The organism is Paraburkholderia sp. A1BS-2L (assembly GCF_051125205.1).
Classification (GTDB): Bacteria; Pseudomonadota; Gammaproteobacteria; order Burkholderiales; family Burkholderiaceae; genus Paraburkholderia.
On record NZ_CP120428.1, the window covers coordinates 23,648 to 45,812 of the forward strand.

The 22,165-nt window shown below is 65.2% G+C and carries 17 protein-coding genes and 2 tRNA genes; 14 read left to right on the forward strand and 5 right to left on the reverse strand.

The features are described from left to right. Positions 1-609: 609 nt before the first annotated feature. Positions 610-685, reverse strand: a tRNA-Lys gene (locus tag P5W98_RS00100). 307 nt (positions 686-992) lie between these two features. Between P5W98_RS00100 and P5W98_RS00105 the strand changes: the two genes are divergently transcribed. Together P5W98_RS00105 and P5W98_RS00110 are read left to right on the forward strand one after the other, a co-directional pair. Next, on the forward strand, positions 993-1,397 hold the full coding sequence (locus P5W98_RS00105; protein ID WP_035523333.1) for a PaaI family thioesterase: 405 nt from the start codon (positions 993-995) through the stop codon (positions 1,395-1,397). Between the two features lie 38 nt (positions 1,398-1,435). Next, positions 1,436-2,332, forward strand: a complete 897-nt coding sequence (locus P5W98_RS00110; protein ID WP_434718109.1) for a patatin-like phospholipase family protein — start codon at positions 1,436-1,438, stop codon at positions 2,330-2,332. A 73-nt stretch (positions 2,333-2,405) separates the two neighbouring features. Here the strand turns inward: P5W98_RS00110 and P5W98_RS00115 are convergent, their stop codons facing one another. After that, positions 2,406-3,419, reverse strand: a complete 1,014-nt coding sequence (locus P5W98_RS00115) for a D-2-hydroxyacid dehydrogenase family protein (protein ID WP_421022654.1) — start codon at positions 3,417-3,419, stop codon at positions 2,406-2,408. A 395-nt stretch (positions 3,420-3,814) separates the two neighbouring features. Between P5W98_RS00115 and P5W98_RS00120 the strand changes: the two genes are divergently transcribed. Further along, positions 3,815-5,665: a phosphoenolpyruvate carboxykinase (GTP) gene (locus P5W98_RS00120; protein WP_434718110.1), complete on the forward strand. Its 1,851-nt coding sequence runs from the start codon at positions 3,815-3,817 to the stop codon at positions 5,663-5,665. Positions 5,666-5,878: 213 nt separating this feature from the next. Further along, a complete protein-coding gene (locus P5W98_RS00125) occupies positions 5,879-6,979 on the forward strand; it encodes a LysR family transcriptional regulator (protein WP_421022656.1) in 1,101 nt (366 codons plus the stop codon). 146 nt (positions 6,980-7,125) lie between these two features. On the opposite strand, the gene P5W98_RS00130 is transcribed toward P5W98_RS00125, so the two are convergent. The 3 genes from P5W98_RS00130 to dprA all read right to left on the reverse strand — a co-directional run bounded on the left by P5W98_RS00130 (position 7,126) and on the right by dprA (position 11,794). Further along, positions 7,126-9,786, reverse strand: coding sequence for a DNA topoisomerase III (locus P5W98_RS00130; RefSeq protein WP_421022657.1), 2,661 nt, complete (start codon positions 9,784-9,786; stop codon positions 7,126-7,128). A 301-nt stretch (positions 9,787-10,087) separates the two neighbouring features. Further along, complete coding sequence (locus tag P5W98_RS00135; RefSeq protein WP_421022658.1) at positions 10,088-10,465, reverse strand: thioredoxin family protein; 378 nt, start codon at positions 10,463-10,465, stop codon at positions 10,088-10,090. Positions 10,466-10,543: 78 nt separating this feature from the next. Then, on the reverse strand, positions 10,544-11,794 hold the full coding sequence (gene dprA / locus P5W98_RS00140; RefSeq protein ID WP_421073852.1) for a DNA-processing protein DprA: 1,251 nt from the start codon (positions 11,792-11,794) through the stop codon (positions 10,544-10,546). Between the two features lie 253 nt (positions 11,795-12,047). Between dprA and def the strand changes: the two genes are divergently transcribed. From def to queC, 10 genes are all read left to right on the forward strand, one after another. Continuing rightward, on the forward strand, positions 12,048-12,551 hold the full coding sequence (gene def, locus P5W98_RS00145) for a peptide deformylase (protein ID WP_434718111.1): 504 nt from the start codon (positions 12,048-12,050) through the stop codon (positions 12,549-12,551). A 54-nt stretch (positions 12,552-12,605) separates the two neighbouring features. Then, positions 12,606-13,610, forward strand: a complete 1,005-nt coding sequence (gene fmt, locus P5W98_RS00150; protein ID WP_421022661.1) for a methionyl-tRNA formyltransferase — start codon at positions 12,606-12,608, stop codon at positions 13,608-13,610. A gap of 125 nt (positions 13,611-13,735) precedes the next feature. Further along, positions 13,736-14,380, forward strand: coding sequence for a LysE family translocator (locus P5W98_RS00155; RefSeq protein ID WP_421073853.1), 645 nt, complete (start codon positions 13,736-13,738; stop codon positions 14,378-14,380). 125 nt (positions 14,381-14,505) lie between these two features. After that, positions 14,506-15,363: a zinc metalloprotease HtpX gene (gene htpX / locus P5W98_RS00160; protein WP_035523362.1), complete on the forward strand. Its 858-nt coding sequence runs from the start codon at positions 14,506-14,508 to the stop codon at positions 15,361-15,363. Positions 15,364-15,582: 219 nt separating this feature from the next. Continuing rightward, positions 15,583-17,178 (forward strand): 16S rRNA (cytosine(967)-C(5))-methyltransferase, encoded by a 1,596-nt coding sequence (gene rsmB / locus P5W98_RS00165; RefSeq protein ID WP_421022663.1) that lies wholly within the window; start codon positions 15,583-15,585, stop codon positions 17,176-17,178. Then, positions 17,175-17,765, forward strand: coding sequence for a DUF4390 domain-containing protein (locus tag P5W98_RS00170; protein ID WP_413187424.1), 591 nt, complete (start codon positions 17,175-17,177; stop codon positions 17,763-17,765). The genes rsmB and P5W98_RS00170 overlap by 4 nt, the downstream gene beginning before the upstream one ends. Next, positions 17,755-20,208: a sensor histidine kinase gene (locus P5W98_RS00175; RefSeq protein WP_421022664.1), complete on the forward strand. Its 2,454-nt coding sequence runs from the start codon at positions 17,755-17,757 to the stop codon at positions 20,206-20,208. The genes P5W98_RS00170 and P5W98_RS00175 overlap by 11 nt, the downstream gene beginning before the upstream one ends. Beyond that, positions 20,209-20,901, forward strand: a complete 693-nt coding sequence (esaR, locus tag P5W98_RS00180; protein WP_421042636.1) for a response regulator transcription factor EsaR — start codon at positions 20,209-20,211, stop codon at positions 20,899-20,901. It begins immediately after the preceding gene. Between the two features lie 65 nt (positions 20,902-20,966). Then, a tRNA-Phe gene (locus tag P5W98_RS00185) sits at positions 20,967-21,042 on the forward strand. A 241-nt stretch (positions 21,043-21,283) separates the two neighbouring features. Continuing rightward, a complete protein-coding gene (gene queC, locus P5W98_RS00190; protein ID WP_421022669.1) occupies positions 21,284-22,018 on the forward strand; it encodes a 7-cyano-7-deazaguanine synthase QueC in 735 nt (244 codons plus the stop codon). Positions 22,019-22,165: the final 147 nt, after the last annotated feature.

The following is a 22,165-nucleotide window of genomic DNA, read 5'->3' on the forward strand; positions in this document are numbered from 1 at the left end:
GGAAACCTCAAGGCGATGTTGTGCTTGGTCGAGCGTCGAAAACAGCGAAACAGAGCCGCGTTTACAGGCGTCAGCGGTTGGTAGGAGATTCAATTCGAGATATGTGAGTAAGTCCTCACGTGTGGGCGGATCCGCCCGCACTACTCGATATGCGGTCCCTTCAAATTCGCTTGCGTCTGCTTTGGGACAACCTGCAGGTAGCGCCAAATCGAAAGTCACAACTGCCCCCGGTTTTTTCAATGATATTTTGGTGATGCACGATACACCATCCTGCCTAAACGTACACGTGAGGAGGGCGGTTATGTCTAGGCGAGGAATGGACGGTTGGCGATGAAGGGCATGGAGCTTGCGTGCTCGGAGCGGGACTGCCGGGGAAGACGTATCGGCGTAAGGGCTGACCCGAAGCCTTATGAGCTTGAACGCTCGTGCTGGAGTTCTGCAGCGAGGTGGGCGCGTTGGGTGGGCAGGCGGAAATATCGCGCGGCGTTACGGGGCCGACGGGTGTAGATCGCCGCTACGGCGAAGACAATTGACCGGAAATGCTCCGGAAAGCGGCCGGAAGAAAGCAAAAAGCCCGGTCAGCTTTTGCTAACCGGGCTTCGTAATGCTTGGTGGGGCGTGAGTGACTCGAACACTCGACCTACGGATTAAGAGTCCGCTGCTCTACCAACTGAGCTAACGCCCCCAACAGAAGAAAAATTATGCATGGCTTTTTGAGAGTTGGCAAGCCTTTTTTGCAAAATTCCTGAAAAGTCGTCGTTGGGCCGTTGGCGCTTCCATCGGCGAAGAGCGGGCGCGGTTCAGGTGTCGTGCCGAAATTATGTCGTGTTGGGCCATGGGCGATGCCTCCCGGTATGATGTCGCCACGTCGCGCTGATTTGCAGCCGGCGAGCCGCGTCGTGCTAACCGATCCCGCTGTCTGAACCGCCCGGCGGACCCGATCGGGCGACCTTGCCGCGCGGCATGAATTCCAGACCAGAAGGCATAAGACGATGGACGAAAAGGCAATCGACGCGCTGCTCGAGCGCGTGCTGGCGCCGTGGGTGAAGGCGCTCAGGATGAGGCCGGTCGAGGTCACGGAGGAGAGCGCCACGATGCGGCTGCCATTTTCCGGCGAGCTGCGCCATTCGGGCGGCGGGATCTGCGGTCAGGTCTTCATGGCGGCCGCGGATACGGCGATGATCGTCGCCATTACCGCAGCGCTCGGCGAGTTCAAGCCCATGACCACCGTGGCGCTCAACACCAATTTCATGCGCGCCGTGCGCAAGGGCGACGTGACAATCACTGCACGGGTGCTGCGCATGGGCCGCAATCTGGTGTTTGGCGAAATAGAACTCTATGACGAAGAGGGTCGTATGGCCGTCCACGCGACCTCGACTTACGCACTTCTCGACTAAGCTCTAGCCTTCGGCACGATCTGAAAGATAGAGGGCGCATGTTCGATCAAGTGGTCTTTGCTGGCGGCGGCAATCGTTGCTGGTGGCAGGCGGGGTTCTGGGACGTCGTGCAGCCCGAGTTGCGGATTCATCCGCGCGTGATTACCGGCATTTCGGCGGGCGCGGCCACCGCCTGCATGCTCTACGTGCGCGACTCGCAATGGGTCATGCGCTATTACGCGCAAGCGCTCAAGCACAACACGCGCAATGCCTATTGGGGCAACCTGCTGCGCGGCGAGTCGGTGTTTCCGCACTACCGCATTTATCGCCAGGCCCTGCTCGACATCTACGGCCCGCATTTCGCGAGGCTGCAGGATGCGCCCGAGATCCGCATCGGCGTTTCGCATCTGCCGCGCTGGCTCGGCGCGCGTAGCGCCGTCGCGGCAGGGCTCATTGCGTACAACATCGAGAAGCACGTCCGCAAGACGCTGCATCCCACGCTCGGGCGCAAGCTCGGCTTTCATCCAGAATTCGTGGTCGCGCAGGATTGCGAGCGCGTGGACGACCTCGCCGATCTCGTGCTGCAGTCCTCCTGCACGCCGCCCTTCACGCCGGTTCTGCGCCGCAACGGCCGGCCAGTGCTCGATGGCGGCATGGTCGACAATGTCCCCGTGGGCGCGCTCGACGACACGCCGGGCCGCGTGCTCGTGATGGTGACGCGCCTATATCCGCGTCCGCAGATGTTCGTCGTGAAGCACCGCACGCGCGGGGCGGGCGGTGAAGCTGGCGGCGAGCAGCAGCGCCTGTATGTGCAGCCTTCGGCCCGGGTGCCGATTTCGAGCTGGGACTACACGAGCCCGCAGCAGATGCAGCATGCCTACAACCTGGGCGCCGAGGACGGCGAGCGTTTCCTCGAGCGTTTGCCCGAGGTGTTCGAGGCCGCCGAGCACGCGTAAAGGCGCGAACGTTGCGCGCATCATGAAAAAAGGCGGCCTGGGCCGCCTTGTCGTTCTTTCGCCGCTTGTGTGACTACCGGCGGCGCACGCCTTGCAGCGCTTCGGGATTCGCGACGTGCGAGTAATCGCCCGCATCGAACGCGAGGATGTTGCGGAACGCCGCGCCGAAGTAGAGCTCATAGCTCTCGCGTTCCACATAGCCGATGTGCGGCGTGCAGATCACGTTTTCCATGCGCAGCAGGCTGTAGCCCTGGAGGATCGGCTCGCTCTCGAACACGTCGATGGCGACCATGCCCGGCCGGTTGTGCGAGAGCGCCCCAAGCAGCGCGTTTTCTTCCAGCAGCTCCGCGCGGCTCGTATTGACGAGCAATGCAGTCGGTTTCATGCGCAACAGGTCTTCCTGCTTGACGATGCCGCGCGTGTCGTCGTGCAGGCGCAGGTGCAGCGAGAGAACGTCGCTCTCCTCGAACAGCGCCTCGCGGCTGGCGGCCGCTTCGTAGCCGTCGGCGCGCGCCGCTTCGAGCGAGTGCTCGCGGCCCCACACGACCACGCGCATGCCGAACGCCTTGCCGTAGCCGGCCACGAGGCGCCCGATCTTGCCGTAGCCCCAAATGCCTAGCGTCTGCCCGCACAGCACCTGGCCGAGGCCGAAATTGGGCGGCATCGCCGAAGTCTTGAGGCCTGACTGCTGCCACGCGCCTTGCTTGAGATTGGCCACGTACTGCGGAATGCGCCGCTGCGCGGCCATGATGAGCGCCCACGTGAGTTCGGCGGGTGCGACCGGCGAGCCGGTGCCTTCGAGCACGGCGATGCCGCGCTCGCTGCACGCTGCAATGTCGATGTGCGGGCCGGCTTTGCCCGTCTGGCTGATCATGCGCAGATGCGGGAGTTTATCGAGCAATTGCGCGGGGATGCGAGTGCGTTCGCGGATCAGCACGAGCGCGTCGACTTCCGCGAGGCGGCTCGCGAGCTGGCCGAGACCGCGCACGGTGTTGTTGAAGACCTTGACATCGTGATCGGCAAGCAATTGAAAGCAGTCGAGCTTGCGGACGGCGTCCTGGTAGTCGTCAAGGATGGCAATTTTCATGGCAGCTTGGGTGGTGGTGGCGCACATCTCGGTGCGACTCGATGTTTATCTGGTGGTTATCCCACTATGCAGCGTGCAGTAGGCTGGTATGAATACAAGGGTGCCTTCCGGCACGCGGAACAGGCGGGTATTCCATTTGCTATCCACTGCTGATGTTTCAGGCAATAGCGCCCGGTACAGCCAGATCGGGTTTAAGTGAGAATTTTCCCCCTTTTATCAGCTTGAAGGGTTCTGATGCAAGCCGCTTTACAGACGGTTGCGAACCCTCGCTGTCAGGGCCTTGACGACCTGCCTGGCTGCGCGAATGAAGATGGTGGTTAGCGCAGCCCAGCCTCTCGCATGCAGCGTCGAAAGGGCCAGAATCGATTTTCATAAGCCCCCATGGAGACATATCGATGAATCATCCTGACCTCCCCGCTCAGGCTGCTGTACAAGCACCGGCCTGGGTCCGGCACCGGAAACTGGTCGAGTGGGTTCAGAGGGTTGCCGCCCATACCCAACCCGAGCGCATCGTCTGGTGCGATGGTTCGCAGGAGGAGTATGACCGCCTGTGTCAGCAGATGGTCGACGCGGGCACGATGCGCCGACTCAATCCGCAAAAACGCCCGAACTCGTATCTAGCCTGCTCTGATCCGTCGGACGTGGCGCGCGTGGAGGATCGCACCTTCATCTGCTGCGAGAAGAAGGAAGATGCCGGCCCGACCAACAACTGGATGGCACCCGCCGAGATGCGCGCGACCCTCGACGGCCTGTTCGCCGGCTCCATGCGCGGACGCACGATGTATGTGGTGCCGTTCTCGATGGGGCCGCTCGGCTCGCCCATCGCGCATATCGGCGTCGAGCTTTCGGATAGCCCGTACGTGGCCGTGAATATGCGCATCATGACGCGCATGGGCCGTGCCGTGTACGACGTGCTCGGCGAGGACGGCGCGTTCGTGCCATGCGTGCACAGCGTCGGCGCGCCGCTGGCGACGGGCGACAAAGACGTGCCGTGGCCGTGCAACGATACGAAATACATCGTCCATTTTCCGGAAACGCGCGAAATCTGGAGCTATGGCTCGGGCTACGGCGGCAACGCACTGCTCGGCAAGAAGTGCTTTGCGTTGCGCATCGCCTCGACGATGGGCCGCGACGAAGGCTGGCTCGCCGAGCATATGCTGATTCTCGGCGTGCGCTCGCCCGAAGGGCGCAAATATCACGTCGCGGCGGCGTTCCCGTCGGCGTGCGGCAAGACCAACTTCGCCATGCTGATTCCGCCGGCAGCAATGAACGGCTGGGAAATCACCACGATCGGCGACGATATTGCCTGGATCAAGCCGGGCGCCGATGGCCGTCTCTACGCGATTAACCCGGAAGCCGGCTATTTCGGCGTCGCGCCGGGCACGAGCGAAAAGACCAACTTCAATGCCATGGCGACGCTCAAGGAGAACGTGATCTTCACGAACGTCGCGCTCACCGACGACGGCGACGTCTGGTGGGAAGGCATGACCGACGAGCCGCCCGCGCACGTGATCGACTGGCAGGGCAACGACTGGACGCCGGCCATTGGCAAGGAGACCGGTCGCAAGGCTGCGCATCCGAATGCGCGTTTCACGGCGCCCGCCTCGCAGTGTCCGTCGATCGATCCCGCCTGGGAAGATCCGAAGGGCGTGGCCATCGACGCCTTCCTGTTTGGCGGTCGCCGCTCGACCACGGTGCCGCTCGTGACCGAGGCGCGCGACTGGACCGAGGGCGTGTACATGGCCGCGACCATGGGCTCTGAGACCACCGCGGCGGCTGCCGGGCAGCAGGGCGTGGTGCGGCGCGATCCGTTCGCGATGCTGCCGTTCTGCGGCTACAACATGGCCGATTACTTTGGCCACTGGCTCAAGGTGGGCGAGCGCCTCTCGAAGCTGGGCGCGACGCAGCCGCGCATTTTCTGCGTGAACTGGTTCCGCAAGGGCGAGGACGGCAAGTTCGTCTGGCCGGGCTTCGGCGAGAACGCGCGCGTGCTCGAATGGATGGTGCGCCGCATCGAGGGTAAGGCCGAGGGCGAAGATCATGCGTTCGGCATTTCGCCGCGCTACGACGATTTGAACTGGCACGGCCTGAATTTCACGCCTGCACAGTATGAACAGGTGATTTCGGTCGACGCCGAGGCGTGGCGCGCCGAACTCGCGTTGCACGCCGAGCTTTTCGCCAAGCTCGCCCACGGCTTGCCGCCAGCGCTGAACGATGCGCGTACGGCGCTGGAGACGCGTCTTTGAATTTCAGGCGAAGTGAGGGTGAGTATTCACCAGTGTTGTTTCGATTCTGGAAACAATCGCCGCTGTAACAATGCGTAATAAGTGAAAGTCGAGAAAATCGTAAAGAAATTCCGACAATCTTAGGCAACTTCTGCACGAATTCTCGTGTCGTAGGAGAATTCGCGGCTTCCGCTGCCGTCTTCTGGCAGCCAAGTAACAGGCAGGAGTTGTCACATGGATCATTTGCAGTCGATGCGAGTATTCGTCAAGGTGGCCGACCTCGGCAGTTTTGCCCGGGCGGCTTCCGCGATGGATATCTCCAATGCGGTTGCAACGCGTCACGTCGCCGACCTCGAAGGGCGGCTCGGCACGCGTTTGCTCAACCGCACGACCCGCAGCCTTTCCCTCACTGAATCGGGCCAAGTCTATCTCGAACGGGCTCGCCAGATTCTCGACGAACTCGAAGACGTCGAGCAGATGGTGGTGGCGCGCAATCATGAGCCGGTCGGCACACTGCGCATCGTGGCACCGGTGGTGTTCGGGCTGCACAATCTCGCGCCCGTGTTGCAGACGTACACGCAGCGTTACCCGCAGGTGGTCCCCGACGTTACGCTGGTCGACCGTCAGGTCGATCTCGTCGAAGAAGGCTTCGACCTGGGCGTCGTGACCGCGCGCCAGATGCGCAGCGCGAGCATCGTCACGCGCCGCCTCACGACCGGCTGCATGACCGTGTGCGCCACGCCGGCTTATTTGGAGAAGCACGGCACGCCCACGCGCCCCGAGCACCTGATGGAGCATCCGTCGCTTTCCCTGCCCTCGGAGTACTGGGGCGACGAACGGGTCTTCACGGGGCCGGAAGGCGAAGTGCGCGTGCGCCCGAGCAACGTGATCATCGCGAACAACACCGAGATGCTGCGCCAGTTCGCGCTGCTCGGCATGGGTATCACGATCCTGCCGAGCTACCTGATCGGGCGCGACATGACGCGCGGGCGTCTCGTGCGTCTGCTCGGCGAATATCGGCTGCCGCAGGTCGAGATCAACGTCGCGTACCCTAGCCGCCGCCACTTGCCTGCGAAGGTGCGCACCTTCATCGACCACCTTGTCGAGCATTTCAGCCAGACGCCGAACAGCCAGCTCGGCGAGCAATGGATCAAGGACGGGCTTACGCGCCCGGTGAACAGCGCGGCGCACGCAACGGCGCCCGAGGCGTTCGACGGCTCGGAGCCAATTTCTGATCTGCTCGACGGCGAGCACCACGGCGTGCAAAGCGAGCGCCCCTCGAAGGCGCCGCGCGCGGCCGCGCGCACGCGGCCGACGGCGTTGTCACCGCTATAAGCGCGGTATTTCGCTTATCAAGGGCCAGAAGGGCCTGATTGGGCGCTCTGTTTGCTTTGGAACGGAAATAAAAAAGCGCAGCTTCGTGAGAAGCTGCGCTTTTTTGCTGATGCGTGCCGCCGCCCGGCTGCCGCAGGTCCCTGCGATTACGAACCGGTCTTGCGCGCCGCCGTTTTGCGCGCGGCGGTCTTTTTCGCAGGCGCGGTCTTGGCGGCAGCCGTCTTGCGCGCTGGTTTTGCGCTCGTTTCTGCGGCGTCGTTTTCGCTGGCCGCGTCGTTGGCGGCTTCGTCGGTCCCCGCCTTAGCGGTGGACTTCTTCGCAGCGGTCTTCGCCGCAGTCTTGGCGCCCGGCTCCTTCTTCTCGAACTCGAAGCCGATCTTGCCGTCAGGCTGCTTCACCAGAAACGCCTTGAAGTTGCGGCCCGTGCGCGACGACTTGAAGTTCGTCAGCAAGTCCGTGCGCCCTTCCGACAGCAGCTTCGCCATCTGCTCGCGGGCGATCTCCTGCTGCAGGATCACCTTGCCCGAGCGGAAGTCGCAGGTCTTCGGATTCGCAACCGAGTTCTCGCAGACGTAGCTCATGCCGTGCTCAAACACGCGGGCCTTGCACTTCGGGCACGCGCCCACGGGCTCCTGCTGCGAGAAGTCGGGCGCCTCGCCGTCCTCGCCGCTTGTGTCCTGGCCGAAGTCGAACTCGAGCTTGAAGTTCTTGACCTCGTCGTCGAAAGAGAGCTTGAGGATCGCCGAGAACGGCCGGCCCATCTTGCTGCGGAAGCCTGAGAGCGGGCCGATGGTCTTGTTCTGCAGCAGCTCTTCCACTTCCGGGATTTCGAACTGGCGGCCTCCCGGGATTTTCGAGATCGAAAATTCGCACTTCGTGCACGCAAAACGGCGGTAATTTTCCTTAACCTGGCCGCCGCAGTTGGGGCACGGCGTTTCCAGCGTCGCGTAGTCGCCGGGAATGGTGTCGGAGTCGTACTCTTTCGCGCGCTTCACGATGGTCTGCGTCATGCGGGCAATTTCCTGCATGAACGCGTCGCGCGGAAGCTTGCCGCGCTCCATCTGCGAGAGCTTGTATTCCCACTCGCCGGTCAATTCCGGCGCGGTAAGTTCCTTCACGTCGAGGCCGCGCAACAGCGTCATGAGCTGGAACGCCTTGGCCGTGGGAATCAGCTCGCGGCCCTCGCGCACCAGATACTTTTCGCCGAGCAGGCCTTCGATGATCGCCGCGCGCGTGGCCGGCGTGCCGAGGCCCTTGGCGGCCATCGCCTCGCGCAGTTCCTCGTCGTCCACGAGCTTGCCGGCCCCTTCCATGGCCGACAGCAGCGTCGCTTCGTTGTAGCGTGCGGGCGGCTTGGTCACGAGCTGATGCGCCGCGATCTTCTCGGTCTTGACCTTCTCGTCCTTCTGCACCGGCACGAGGTTGGCGTCGTCGCCGCCCGTGTCGCGGCCGTAGACTTGCAGCCAGCCCGGCTCGACCAGCACCTTGCCTTCGGTCTTGAAGTGATGGCCGGCCACTTCGGTGATACGCGTGGTCACGCGGTATTCCGCAGCCGGGAAGAATACCGCGAGGAAGCGCTTCACCACGAGGTCGTAGAGCTTCTGCTCGGGCTCCGAGAGCGACTTCGGCGCCTGCAGCGTGGGGATGATGGCGAAGTGGTCGCTGATCTTCGAGTTATCGAAGATGCGCTTGTTCGGCTTCACCCAGCCTTTATCGAGCACCTGCTTGGCGTGCGGCAGGTAGTTGTTGCTCTCCTTGAGCATCTCCAGCGTCTCCTTCACGGTGCCGAGGTAATCCTCCGGCAGCGCGCGCGAATCGGTACGCGGGTAGGTGAGCACCTTGTGCTTTTCGTACAGCGCCTGGGCGAGGCCGAGCGTGTTCTTGGCCGAAAAGCCGAAGCGGCCGTTGGCCTCGCGCTGCAGACTCGTCAGATCGAAGAGCGCGGGCGAGAGCTGGGTCGACGGCTTCGATTCTTCCGTGACCGTGCCTTCGCGGCCATGGCAGGCGGCCACGATGGTTTCGGCGGCCGGCAGGCTCCAGAGCCGCGAGTCGCGCTTTTCCGGGTCGAGCTCGTCCTTCTTGAATTTCGGGTCGTACCAGCGGCCTTCATAGAAGCCAGCCGCACAGACGAACTCCGCGCGCACTTCCCAGTAGTCGCGCGGCACGAAACGGCGGATTTTCTCTTCGCGTTCGACGACGATCGACAAAGTTGGCGTCTGAACGCGGCCAACCGTGGTCAGGAAGAAGCCGCCGCCCTTGCTGTTGAAGGCGGTCATCGCGCGCGTGCCGTTGATGCCCACGAGCCAATCGGCTTCCGAGCGGCAGCGGGCGGCGTCGGCGAGCGGCTGCATGTCGTCGTCGCTGCGCAGGTTCGCGAAGCCGTCGCGGATCGCCTGTGGCGTCATCGACTGGAGCCACAGGCGCTGGACCGGCTGCTTCGCCTTCGCGTGCTGCGCAATCAGGCGGAAAATCAGCTCGCCTTCGCGGCCCGCGTCGCATGCGTTGATCAGACGGTCGACATCCTTGCGCTTCATCAGCTTGTTGAGCACCTTGAGCCGCGATTCGCTCTTGGCAATCGGGTTCAAGTCGAAATGCGGTGGGATGACCGGCAGATGCGCGAAGCTCCATTTGCCTCGCTTGACCTCGTACTCTTCGGGCGCGGCGATTTCCAGCAGGTGGCCAACCGCCGAGGAAAGCACGTAGTCGTCGCTTTCGAAGTACTCGTCATGCTTGGTAAATCCGCCCAAAGCGCGCGCGATATCGTTCGCGACAGATGGCTTCTCGGCGATGATCAGGGCTTTGGACATGACTGGCTGTGTGTGGTTGATCCGGGCTTTGGACATGAATCGCGCCCCGCGGCTATCCGGTCTGAATCGGCTGCGTGGCCGGCGCGGCGCGTTTCGCCTCTCGCTTAACGACCGCTTTATAGCACATGGCGCGCAGACGGCGATTTTCTTGTCATCGGAGCGAGGTTGCTTGCATGGAGCCTTGGGGGCGTCTCCGGGCGCCCATCATAAGGGCGCGGCGCGGTGGCGGGCAAGCATGGGGTCGGAACAAGTGCCGGACGGCGCCTGGCGGTCCCGGCGTTGGCGATTCGCGAGGCGCGCCTTAGGCCTCGGCCAGCGCGGGCCGCAGCTTCGGTGCATCGGCGACGCCTGGCAGCGCGGTGAGATCGGCGAGCATGCGCTCGACCACCGCGGCGTGCGGCAGCACCGTGCCGAAAAACCGCGTGGCCTTGCTGTCCTCGATGAGGATGGTCGGGAAGTTTTCCACGTCGAGGTCGTCGAAGCGGTCAGCGTGCGTTTCAATATCGATCCAGGCAAAGCAGATCTCGGGATGGCCCTCGGCGATACGGTCGAAGGTGGCCCGGTAATCGCGGCAGGTGCCGCACCACTGCGCGCATAGACAGGCGACGAACAGCGTGTCGCGGTTGGCGACGCGCTCGGCGATCTGGTCGGCGTCGGTGTCGAGGTCAAGCGCGGGCATGATCGTTCCTTGCGTTCTCTTATATATAGAGTGTGGACGTTGGGCGGGTATTTGGCGCGAATGTAACACGGCGGCGGGCTAGCAGTGGGACGTCCGCATAAACCGCCCGCCGGGCAGCGTGCTGATGTGCCCGGCCAGTTCGAGCCGCAGCAGCGTGGCTTGCAGGACCGCTTCGGTCATGTCGGTGCGCTGCGCGAGGATTTCAAGCGTGGCGGGCGCGTGGCCTAGCGCGGCGAGCAGGGAGGAGGCCTCGGGCCCGAGCGTGGTGACCGTCGCTGCCTTGGCGGGTTTCGCCTCGGCCAGCGGACCGGCTGGGGCGCGGTCTCGCGCGAGGCCGTCGAGCTGCGCTTCGAATTCCAATGGAAGCGTCGCCGCGCATGCTGTGGTTTGTTTGCGCGACGCCCTGGCTCGCGCGGCGCGCGGCGCCGGTTGCGTGAAGCGCAGCGCTTCGAGCACTTCCTCCGGTGTCTCGACCAGCTGCGCGCCTTCCTTGATCAGCCGATGACATCCGCGCGAAAGCGGCGCGTGGACTGAGCCGGGCAGCGCGAACACGTCGCGTCCCATTTCATTGGCGAGGCGCGCGGTGATGAGCGAGCCTGAGCGCATGGCCGCTTCGACTACGATTACGCCCTCCACCAGCGCGGCGATCACGCGGTTGCGCTGCGGAAAGTTCGCGGAACGCGCGGGCGTGCCGAGCGGCCATTCGGTGACGATCGCGCCACGTTCGGCGATCTGGGCCGCAAGCGCGTGATGTGCGACGGGATAGACGAGGTCGGCGCCCGTGCCGGTGACGGCGACGGTGCCGCCGGGCTCGCCGAGTGCGCCCTCGTGCGCCGCGCCGTCGACGCCGAGCGCCAGGCCCGAGACGATCGTTACGCCCGCCGCGGCGAGCGTGCGCGCGAAGCGCGCGGCGTCTTCGAGCGCTTGCGGCGTGGCGCTGCGGCTGCCCACCACGGCCACGCTGCGCGCATGCAGCAGATCGAGCCGCCCTGTCACGTAGAGGAGCGGCGGCGGGTCGGGCATCGTCAGGAGGCGGGGCGGATACGCGGGATCGGCGAGTGTGACAAGCGCGTTGCGCGGTTGTCTGCACCATGCGGTCACGGCGGAGACTTGTTGCGCGAAGCCGGCAGCCGGCGGTGCAAGCACGGCGCGGGCGGCCTCGTTGCCGGCAGCGGCCGCAAGCGCTCCGAACGGCTGCGCGAGCACGCGCTGAGGGAGCCCGAACGTGCCGAGCAGCGCACGCAGCGCAGCCGGCTTCAGGCCCCGTGCGTTCGCGAGGCGCAGCCAGGCGCTGAGTTCGTCGGCCCCGAGCGGCAAGGTAGCGAGCATCGGCGATTCTCCGTCGGCGGGCGAAGTCAAGCCCGTCGTGTTAAAATTTTCACCATCCGAAATTTGTTTGCGTCGCTGTGACGCATCGTCACGGCGTGCTGCTGGCACCGCGCTTTTTGCCCGCCGCCAGTTGCCCGCACGTCGATCTGACCGTCTATCTTCTGTATTCCGCGAGGGGCGCACCAGTTGGCCGAATGGCCAGTTCGCGCGCGAGCGCGCGGCTCGCGGCGCCCAACCAGGAACCTGTCAAACCATGGCTCTACTGAACATTCTTCATTACCCGGACAAGCGCCTGCACAAGGTTGCCAAGCCCGTCGAGGTGGTCAACGACCGTATCCGCAAGCTCGTCGCCGACATGGCCGAGACCATGTACGCCGCGCCTGGCGTGGGGCTTGCCGCCACCCAGGTCGACGTGCACGAGCGCGTCGTCGTGATCGACGTCTCCGACACGCACAACGAATTGCTCGTGTTCATCAACCCGGAAATCGCCTGGGCGAGCAATGAGCGCGAAGTGCACGAAGAGGGCTGCCTCTCGGTGCCGGGCATCTATGACGAGGTCGAGCGCGCCGAAAAGGTGCGCGTGCGGGCGCTCAACGAGAAGGGCGAGACCTGGGAGGTCGACTGCGAAGGCCTGCTCGCCGTGTGCATCCAGCACGAAATGGATCACTTGATGGGCAAGGTGTTCGTCGAGTACCTCTCGTCGCTCAAGCAGACGCGCATCAGGAGCAAGATGAAGAAGCTCGAGCGCGCGATGTAAGGTTCGCGCGCCGCACCGTCCTTTTCTTCATTCGCCGATCTTCTTCCAGCGCCCATGAGCCATTCTCTTCGCGTGATTTTTGCCGGTACGCCGGAATTCGCCGCCGCCGCGCTCGCCGCGATCCACGAGGCGGGGTTTGCCGTGCCGCTCGTGCTGACCCAGCCCGACCGGCCCGCGGGTCGCGGGATGAAGCTCCAGGCGAGTCCGGTCAAACGCTACGCGCAGGAGCACGGGATCGCCGTGGCGCAGCCGCCTTCGCTGCGGCGCGCGGGCAAGTACCCCGAGGAAGCCGCCGCGGCGCTGGAACTGCTGCGCGCGACGCCGCACGACGTGATGGTGGTGGCTGCTTATGGCCTGTTGCTTCCGCAGGAAGTGCTCGATATTCCGCCGCGCGGCTGCATCAACATTCACGGATCGATCTTGCCGCGCTGGCGCGGCGCGGCACCGATCCACCGCGCGATCGAGGCCGGCGATGCCGAGACCGGCATCACCCTCATGCAGATGGATGCGGGCCTCGACACCGGCCCGATGATCTCGGAAGTGCGCACGCCCATCGCGTCCACGGACACGACCGCGACGCTGCACGACCGCCTCGCGAAGCTGGGCGCGGAACTCGTGGTGGAGGGGTTGATCCGGCTCGAGCGCGATGGCGTTCTGCCCGTGGTCCCGCAACCGGCCGAGGGCGTCACCTATGCCGAGAAAATCGGCAAGCAGGAGGCCGCACTCGACTTCCGCCGTTCCGCCGAGGCGCTGGCACGGCAGATTCGCGCGTTCGATCCGTTCCCGGGCGGCGCGGCCACACTGGATGGCGCGCTGCTCAAGCTGTGGTCGGCCGAGCCGGCCGACGGCATCAAGGTGCCCGCCGCAGCCGTGCCGGGCCAGATCCTCGAAGCCTCGCCTGGCGGCGTCGTCGTGGCGTGCGGCGAGGGCGCGCTGCGCGTGACGCAGCTGCAGAAGCCGGGTGGGAAACGCCTGCCGGCGCGCGAATTCCTCGCCGGCATGCCGCTCGCGGCTGGCCAGCGCTTCGCGCTGACTGACACCGGCGCCGGGGCCGCGTAGGCGCCCAACCTGAAGGCGGGGCGATACACGCGCCGCCGCGCGCGTTAGAATTCAGGAGCGTTGTCGAGACGGCTGCACAGGACGGCTCGAACCCTTTTCCCGAGTCGTTTTGCAGGAAAAACGTCATGTTTGGCATTACTCATTTTGGCTTCTTCCTCGTCGCCGTTTTTCTCCTGAACGTTACGCCCGGCCCCGATACGGCCTACATCGTCGGGCGCAGCGTCGCGCAAGGCCGCAGCGCCGGGCTCGTCTCGGCGCTGGGCATTTCCGCGGGCTGCTGCGTGCATGCGCTGGCCTGCGCGTTCGGGCTGACCGCGCTGCTCGCGGCCTCGGCCACGGCGTTTACGGTCATCAAGCTCGTGGGCGCATGCTACCTGGTGTACCTCGGCGTGCGCCTGATCTTCGCGAAGCAAAGCGCCCCGGCTAGCACCACGGAGTTCGCCCCGCGCGCCGCTGCGCCGCGTCCGCTGCGCCAGCTTTTCCTCTCGGGTTTCTGGACCAACGTGCTCAACCCGAAAGTCGTGCTGTTCTTTGTGTCGTTTTTCCCGCAGTTCGTGAGCGTGACGAGCCCGCACAAGGTGCTCGCGTTCCTCGCGCTCGGCGTCGTGTTCGTCGTCATGAGCACGATCTGGAACAGCTTCGTCGCCTGGATCGCGGGCAGCGTGACGCAGCGCTTCTCCGGCAAGCCCGGCATCAGAAAGTGGCTCGACCGCACGGTGGGCTCTGCGTTTGTCGGGCTCGGCCTGCGGCTCGCCACGGCCACGCGCTGAGATTGAATTTTTCCGATCCGCCCATATCTAACAAATCGCTTACAATGCGCTCGCCGGCCGCTGTTGGCGGGTGTTTGACGATTTGATCCCCGAATTGATTCCCATTGGGTGAAGGAGCACAGCACATGTTCAACTGGGTCAAAACCGCGATGTTGATGGCCGCGATTACGGCCCTTTTCATCGTGATTGGCGGAATGATGGGCGGGCAGCGCGGCATGATGCTCGCGCTCATGTTCGCGCTCGCCATGAACTTCTTCTCATACTGGTTCTCGGACAAGATGGTCCTGCGCATGTACAACGCACAGGAAGTCGACGAGACCACGGCGCCGCAGTTCTATCGCATGGTCCGCGAGCTGGCCACGCGCGCGAACATTCCGATGCCGCGCGTCTACCTGATCAACGAAGACGCGCCCAACGCGTTCGCCACGGGCCGCAATCCCGAGCATGCGGCAGTGGCCGCCACCACCGGCATCCTGCGCGTGCTTTCCGAGCGCGAGATGCGCGGCGTGATGGCCCACGAGCTCGCGCACGTGAAGCACCGCGACATCCTCATTTCGACGATCACGGCCACCATGGCCGGCGCGATCTCGGCGCTCGCCAATTTCGCGATGATCTTCGGCGGCCGCGACGAGAACGGCCGTCCCGCGAACCCGATCGCCAGCATTGCGGTTGCGCTGCTCGCGCCGATCGCGGGCGCGCTCATCCAGATGGCGATCTCGCGGGCGCGCGAGTTCGAGGCCGATCGCGGCGGCGCGCAGATTTCGGGCGATCCGCAGGCGCTTGCATCGGCGCTCGACAAGATCCATCGCTACGCGCAGGGCATTCCGTTCCCGGCGGCCGAGCAGCATCCGTCCACGGCGCAGATGATGATCATGAATCCGCTTTCGGGCGGCGCCGTTGCGAATTTGTTCTCGACGCACCCCGCCACCGAGGAGCGCATCGCGCGTCTTATGGAGATGGCGCGCACGGGCCGCTTCGACTGAAACAGCGCGGCGCGAGCGAAAGGCGGAGAAAGGCAGACCCGGGGCAGTCCCCACGGTCTGCCTTTTTTATTGGTGCATGGCGGGCGCGCAGCAGTGCGGTGCCTTGCCGATTCGGCCCGGCGAGCAGCGTTGCGTTCGCGCCACGCTACAATGGCTCGCTTGTGGTTTGCTTTTTGCACGATTCGCCGCGCCCCGGCGCGGCCCGCTCCCGGTTTTTCCATGACATCCAGCTCCTCGCGCCGCCCGTCCGGCTCATCGCCGTCTGCCCAGCCACGTGCCAAGCGTGCAGGGCGTCCCGCCTCGCCGGCGCGCCGGTCGGATCAGGCCACGCCGCGCAAGGCCGCCGCGCATCAAGCCGTCCATCTGGCTCCCGAATCGCTCGGCTTCGCGCTCGACACGGCGGCGCATATCGTGGGTGCGGTGCGCGCGGGCGCGGCTTTGCCGGCGGCGCTCACGAGCGCTTTCGGCGCGCTTCCGCACGAGTTCGCAGCGACGGCGCGCGGCGCTGTGCAGGACATCGCGTATCGCACGATGCGACGCCTCGGCACCGTGGACTGGCTGATCAAGCAGCGTGTGAGCAAGGCGCCGCCGCCGCCCGTGACGAACCTGCTCGCGTGCGCGCTCGCACTGCTCGTCGACGACGAGGCGCACGCCGCCTACACGCCGTTTACCGTCGTCGATCAGGCCGTGCGCGCGATCGGCGCGCGCCGCGACATCGCCTTCGCGAAAGGCCTCGTGAATGCGGTGCTGCGCGGTTTCCTGCGCGAGCGCGAGAGCGCGCTGGCCGCCGCCCAGGGCGACGAGGTCGCGCGCTGGAATTATCCGCAATGGTGGATCGACGCGATCCGCAAGGCGTGGCCCGACCGTTGGCAGGCGATTCTCGAAGCGGGCAACACGCAGGGGCCGCTCACGCTGCGCGTGAACGCGCGCCGCGCGAGCACGGCCGACTATCTGCAACGTCTGGCCGATGAAAACATCGCCGCGACGCGGATCGGCGAGCACGCCGTGCGCCTTGCCGCACCGCTGCCGGTCGACCGCATTCCCGGCTTCATGGCCGGCGACGCCTCGGTGCAAGACGCCGGCGCGCAAATCGCCGCGCAAATCATGGGCGTGCGCGACGGCATGCGTGTGCTCGACGCGTGCGCGGCGCCCGGCGGCAAGAGCGGCCATCTGCTCGAACTCGCCGACATCGACTTGATCGCGCTCGAAAGCGATGCCACGCGCGCGGCGCGCATCGGCGAAAACTTTGCGCGTTTGGGTTTTTCGGCTGAGGAGGTGCACGACCAGGCTGACGACGAAGCCGATGACGATGCACCCCCACCCGCCTGGCGCGCGCGCGTCGTGATCGGCGACGCGGGTGCGCCCGAAAGCTGGTTCGACGGCGTGCCGTTCGACCGCATTCTCGCGGACGTGCCGTGCTCCGCTTCGGGCATCGTGCGCCGCCATCCCGACATTCGCTGGCTGCGCCGTCAAAGCGACATCGCTGCGCTGGTGCAGGAGCAGCGCCGCATCGCCGAGGCGCTGTGGGCCTTGCTCAAGCCGGGCGGCGAGTTGCTTTACGTGACGTGCTCGATCTTCCCCGAGGAAGGCGAGGCGCAGGCGAGCTGGTTTGAAAGCACCCACGCGGATGCGGTACGATTGGACGCGCCGGGGCAACTGCTGCCGGCGACCGACGGCGCGCCGGCCGGGGGGGCACAGAGTGGCGCAGCCAGCGTGGCGCGGCGCGATGCGCAAGTGCAGAACGACGCCCGCCCCGTTCCCGATCGCACCGCGGATCACGACGGCTTCTTCTACGCGCGCTTCCAGAAACGGTGATCATCAAACGCTTCTTCCCGCTACGCTTTGCGATCCTGATCGGGATTGCGCTGGCTTTCGGCCTGCTGGCCGTCAAGCCGGCGCGCGCCGATTCGATCTCGGTGCAACGGGCGTCGCTGCAGGCCGACGGCTCCGGCTGGAGCCTCGACGCGCGCTTCGACTTCGAGCTCAATAGCAGCCTGGAAGATGCGGTCAACAAGGGCATTCCGCTCTACTTCACCACGGACTTCGAACTCACGCGCCCACGCTGGTACTGGTTCGACGAGCAGCCCGCGAGCGTCTCGCAAAGCATTCGTCTCTCGTTCCAGCCGCTCACGCGCGAGTACCGCGTGTCGAGCGGCGGCCTGCAGCTCGGCTTTTCGACGCTGGCCGACGCGCTCGCCGTCATCAAGCATGTCACGTCGTGGCACGTGATCGACAGCAAGCAGGTGCATGCGGGCGAAACCTATACGGCGTCCGTGCGCATGCAACTCGACGTCGCGCTCATGCCCAAGCCCTTCCAGATCGATGCGGTCAACAACCGCGACTGGAATCTCGCTTCCGACTGGAAGCGCTTTAACTTCACGGTGACCGAACGTGCTAAATAAAGTGCGCCGCGCCACCAGTGTCAGCGGCATCGTCATCCGGCTGCTCGTGTCCACTGTCGCGCTCACCGCGACGCTGCTGCTCGTGCTGCTTGCCGCCGCGAGCGCGAACACCGAGTTCTTCGACCGCTACTACGGCTGGCTCTATGCGGCCAACATCGGCGTCGCGCTGATCTTCCTCGCGGTGGTCACGGCGCTCGTGATCGTGATCGTCGTGCGCTTGCGGCGCGGCAAGTTCGGCACGCGTTTGCTGGCCAAGCTCGCGTTTTTCTTCGCGCTCGTGGGCGTGGTGCCGGGCGGCATCATCTATGTCGTTTCGTATCAGTTCGTCTCGCGCTCGATCGAGTCTTGGTTCGACGTGAACGTGGAGACGGCGCTCACGGCGGGCCTGAATCTCGGGCGCGGCATGCTCGACGCCTCGCTCTCCGATCTGCAAACCAAGGCGCGTCTGATGGCCGAGCAGATCGCGACCGGCCAGGCTGCGGGCACCACGCTCACGCTGCTGCGCGCGCGTGACCAGTTCGGCGTGCAGGACGCCACCATCGTCGAGCCGGTGCGCAGCATGTCGGGCGCGGCGCCGGAGATGCACGTCGTCGCGCAGGCTTCGAGCAACTTCTCCTCGCTGATGCCGGCCGACCTGCCCACCGCGCTCATGATCGATCAGGCGCGCGGGCGCGGCTACGCGGCGATCGAAGGCGAAGTCGATGGCGACCCGCGTCTGCACGGTCCGAAGGGCGCGCTGCGGCTGCGCGTCGTCACGCGCATTCCCGATGCGAACACCACCGACCTGCAACCGGTCGAGCGCTTCCTGCAACTGGAGCAGCCGGTGCCCGCCGCGCTTGCGCGCAACGCCGACGCCGTGCAGCGCGCCTATCGCGAGTACCAGGAAAAGGCGCTGGGCCGCACGGGCTTGCGCAAGATGTATATCGGCACGCTCACGCTCGCGCTCTTTCTCGCCACCTTCGTTGCGATGATGCTGGCGCTCGCGCTCGGCAACCAGCTCGCACGTCCGCTCTTCCTGCTCGCGCAGGGCACTAAGGAAGTGACCGAGGGCGACTACACGCCCAAGCGCGAGATCAAGTCGCGCGACGAACTGGGCTTCCTCACGCAGTCGTTCAACGCGATGACGCGTCAGCTTTCCGAAGCGCGCCAGGCCGTGGAGAAGAACCGCGTCGCGCTCGAGCATTCGAAGGCGTATCTCGAGAGCATCCTCGCGAATCTCACGGCGGGCGTATTCGTGTTCGACCGCCAGTTCCGGCTGACGACGGCGAACCCCGGCGCCGAGCGCATCTTCCGCCATCCGTTCCAGGCGCAGCTGGGCTTGCCCATCGATCATGTGGCCGCGCTCGGCGACTTCGCGGCGATGGTGCGCAAGGCGTTCGCCGACCAGGAAGCCTCGCGCACCGATCGCGAAGGCAGCGACGTGGATCACGGCCATTGGCAGCAGCAGTTCTCCGTGCCGGTGGCGGGCGAGACCGATCCGCTCACGCTGCTCGTGCGCGGCGCGCGCCTCGTCTCCGACACGGGCCGCGACGCCGGCGACATGCAGACCTCGGGCTACGTGGTGGTGTTCGACGACATCTCCGACGTGATCTCGGCACAGCGCTCGGTGGCATGGGGCGAAGTCGCGCGGCGACTCGCGCACGAGATCAAGAATCCGCTCACGCCGATCCAGCTTTCGGCCGAGCGCTTGCAGATGAAGCTCACCGACAAGCTCGCTCCTTCGGACGCCGAGGTGCTCAAGCGCGGCGCGACCACCATCGTCAACCAGGTCGCGGCGATGAAGCAGATGGTCGACAATTTCCGCGACTACGCGCGCACGCCGCCGGCGGTGCTCGCGAGCCTGCAACTGAACGACCTCGTGAGCGAAGTGCTCACGCTGTACGGCGCGGAAGAAGGCAAGAGCACGATCAAGGTCGAGCTTTCCGCGCTGCCGGTCATCCGCGGCGACGCAACGCAATTGCGCCAGGTGATTCACAACCTTTTGCAAAATGCTCAAGACGCGGTGGCCGATGTTGAGACTCCACGCGTGGCACTGGAGACGCGGGCCGTAGAATACGGCGATCCGGACGCGGACGGCCGCACGCGCGTCGCGGTGCGGCTCACGGTGTCGGACAACGGGCCCGGTTTCCCGGCGCGCATTCTCACGCGCGCATTCGAACCCTATGTGACAACCAAGGCCAAAGGAACAGGACTCGGGCTCGCGATGGTGAAGAAGATCATCGACGAGCACGGCGCACGCATCGACATCCGCAATCGCATGAAAGCGGGCGATGTGATAGAGGGCGCGCAGATCTCGATCCTCTTTCTCCAACTGGCGGATGACGCCAACCCGGACACCCACCCGGGCGCTTCGTCGGATGCCGCCACGCGCGGCACCGCAAAGGCGGTGCGCGCGGCAACGGAGCAGGGATCAAAAGCAACAGTGCAGACAAGGGCAGCGTAAATGGCAACCATCCTGGTGGTAGACGATGAAATGGGCATCCGGGAATTGCTCTCGGAGATCCTCAGCGACGAAGGACACGTCGTGGAGCTTGCGGAGGACGCGCAGGAGGCGCGCGAATTCCGTCAGCGCCAGGTGCCGGACCTGGTGCTGCTCGATATCTGGATGCCGGACACCGACGGCGTCACGCTGCTCAAGGAATGGGCCGCGCATGGCCAACTGACGATGCCCGTCATCATGATGTCGGGGCATGCGACGATCGACACGGCGGTCGAGGCGACCAAGATCGGCGCGCTCAACTTCCTCGAAAAGCCGATTGCGCTGCAAAAGCTGCTGAAGGCGGTCGAGCAGGGGCTCGCGCGCGGGAGCGCCGCGCCTGTGCCCGCGACGGCCGCGGGCGCCGCGAAGCCGGCTGCGGGCGGGCCGGCCGTGGTGGCGTCGGCGGCGGCGCTGCCGGTGCTGGGCGCCGACGGCGCGTCGGGCGGCGCGGCCGCGGCGGGCGTGGCGTCGATTTCGTTCGACATCCCGTTGCGCGACGCTCGCGACGCATTCGAGCGCGCCTACTTCGAGTACCACCTCGCGCGCGAGAACGGCAGCATGACGCGCGTGGCCGAGAAGACCGGCCTCGAGCGCACGCACCTGTACCGCAAGCTCAAGCAGCTCGGTGTGGACCTGGGCAAGAGCAAGGGCGAGTAAGCAGATTTTTTTGCGAAAGCGCTTGCGCAGTCCTGTCAGTGTCGCTATAATTCTTCTTCTTCGTTGGCCCGGTAGCTCAGTTGGTAGAGCAGCGGATTGAAAATCCGCGTGTCGATGGTTCGATTCCGTCCCAGGCCACCAGAATGCAGCCCCAGGAGATCGTACGATTCCTGGGGCTTTTTCGTTGTTCTGGCGGCACGGCATGTCCTGTCGTGCCGAACACAGCGGATGGAATATCAGCGGTATAAAGTAGCGCCGATATTCGCAAAAATACAGCGGCCTATACTGCATTGGCCTGCGCAGGGGAAAGACCCGCGCGGGTCCGCACGGCGGGTTTTCAAGGCTTGCGACCGCGCGGAACCTCTTGATACGGAGTTTCACGGTGACTCGAACAGAACCCAGGAACGGCGCGCTGGTGCTGTTTTCCGGCGGCCAGGACTCGGCTACGTGCCTTGCCTGGGCGCTCGACCGCTACGACACTGTCGAGACGCTCGGCTTCGATTATGGCCAGCGTCATCGCGTCGAACTGGAATGCCGTGAAGGCTTTCGCGCGGCCGTTGGGCAGACCTTCCCCGAGTGGGGCGAGCGCCTGGGCGACGATCACATGATCGATCTTTCGGTGCTGGGCTCGATCAGCGACACGGCCATGACGCGCGAAATCGAGATCGAGACGGCGGCCAACGGCTTGCCGAACACCTTCGTGCCGGGCCGCAATCTGATGTTCATGCAGATCGCCGCGGCGATTGCTTACCGGCGCGGGCTCAAGTTCCTCGTGGGCGGCATGTGCGAAACCGACTTCTCGGGCTATCCCGACTGCCGCGACGACACCATGAAGGCGCTGCAAGTCACGCTCAATCTGGGCATGGAAACCCGCCTCGTGATCGAAACGCCGCTCATGTGGCTCGACAAGGCCGACACGTGGCGTCTCGCGCAGAAACTGGGCGGTGAGCCGCTGGTCGAACTGGTGCGCGTGGAAACGCATACGTGCTACGTGGGCGAGCGCGCCGAGCTCAACGACTGGGGCTTCGGCTGCGGCGAATGCCCGGCGTGCAAGTTGCGCAAGCGCGGCTACGAAGCGTACCTCGCGGGCGAGCAGGTGACGCAAGCGCCGGTCTGAACCGATGACGGGCGCGCGCCACGCGCTTTGCATGGCGTGGCAGCATGAGCGGGGCGGCGCACGGGCGGCGCGTCCCGCCGAACGAAGGCAGCAAGACAATCAGCGCCCGAAATAACCCGCTCCCAGCGCGTCGACACGCAGGGAACA

Coding starts and splice junctions, on each gene's coding strand:
- P5W98_RS00105 (WP_035523333.1), top strand. CDS start 993: ATGGACGAAAAGGCAATCGACGCGCTGCTCGAGCGCGTGCTGGCGCCG.
- P5W98_RS00110 (WP_434718109.1), top strand. CDS start 1,436: ATGTTCGATCAAGTGGTCTTTGCTGGCGGCGGCAATCGTTGCTGGTGG.
- P5W98_RS00115 (WP_421022654.1), bottom strand. CDS start 3,419: ATGAAAATTGCCATCCTTGACGACTACCAGGACGCCGTCCGCAAGCTC.
- P5W98_RS00120 (WP_434718110.1), top strand. CDS start 3,815: ATGAATCATCCTGACCTCCCCGCTCAGGCTGCTGTACAAGCACCGGCC.
- P5W98_RS00125 (WP_421022656.1), top strand. CDS start 5,879: ATGGATCATTTGCAGTCGATGCGAGTATTCGTCAAGGTGGCCGACCTC.
- P5W98_RS00130 (WP_421022657.1), bottom strand. CDS start 9,786: ATGTCCAAAGCCCTGATCATCGCCGAGAAGCCATCTGTCGCGAACGAT.
- P5W98_RS00135 (WP_421022658.1), bottom strand. CDS start 10,465: ATGCCCGCGCTTGACCTCGACACCGACGCCGACCAGATCGCCGAGCGC.
- dprA (WP_421073852.1), bottom strand. CDS start 11,794: ATGCTCGCTACCTTGCCGCTCGGGGCCGACGAACTCAGCGCCTGGCTG.
- def (WP_434718111.1), top strand. CDS start 12,048: ATGGCTCTACTGAACATTCTTCATTACCCGGACAAGCGCCTGCACAAG.
- fmt (WP_421022661.1), top strand. CDS start 12,606: ATGAGCCATTCTCTTCGCGTGATTTTTGCCGGTACGCCGGAATTCGCC.
- P5W98_RS00155 (WP_421073853.1), top strand. CDS start 13,736: ATGTTTGGCATTACTCATTTTGGCTTCTTCCTCGTCGCCGTTTTTCTC.
- htpX (WP_035523362.1), top strand. CDS start 14,506: ATGTTCAACTGGGTCAAAACCGCGATGTTGATGGCCGCGATTACGGCC.
- rsmB (WP_421022663.1), top strand. CDS start 15,583: ATGACATCCAGCTCCTCGCGCCGCCCGTCCGGCTCATCGCCGTCTGCC.
- esaR (WP_421042636.1), top strand. CDS start 20,209: ATGGCAACCATCCTGGTGGTAGACGATGAAATGGGCATCCGGGAATTG.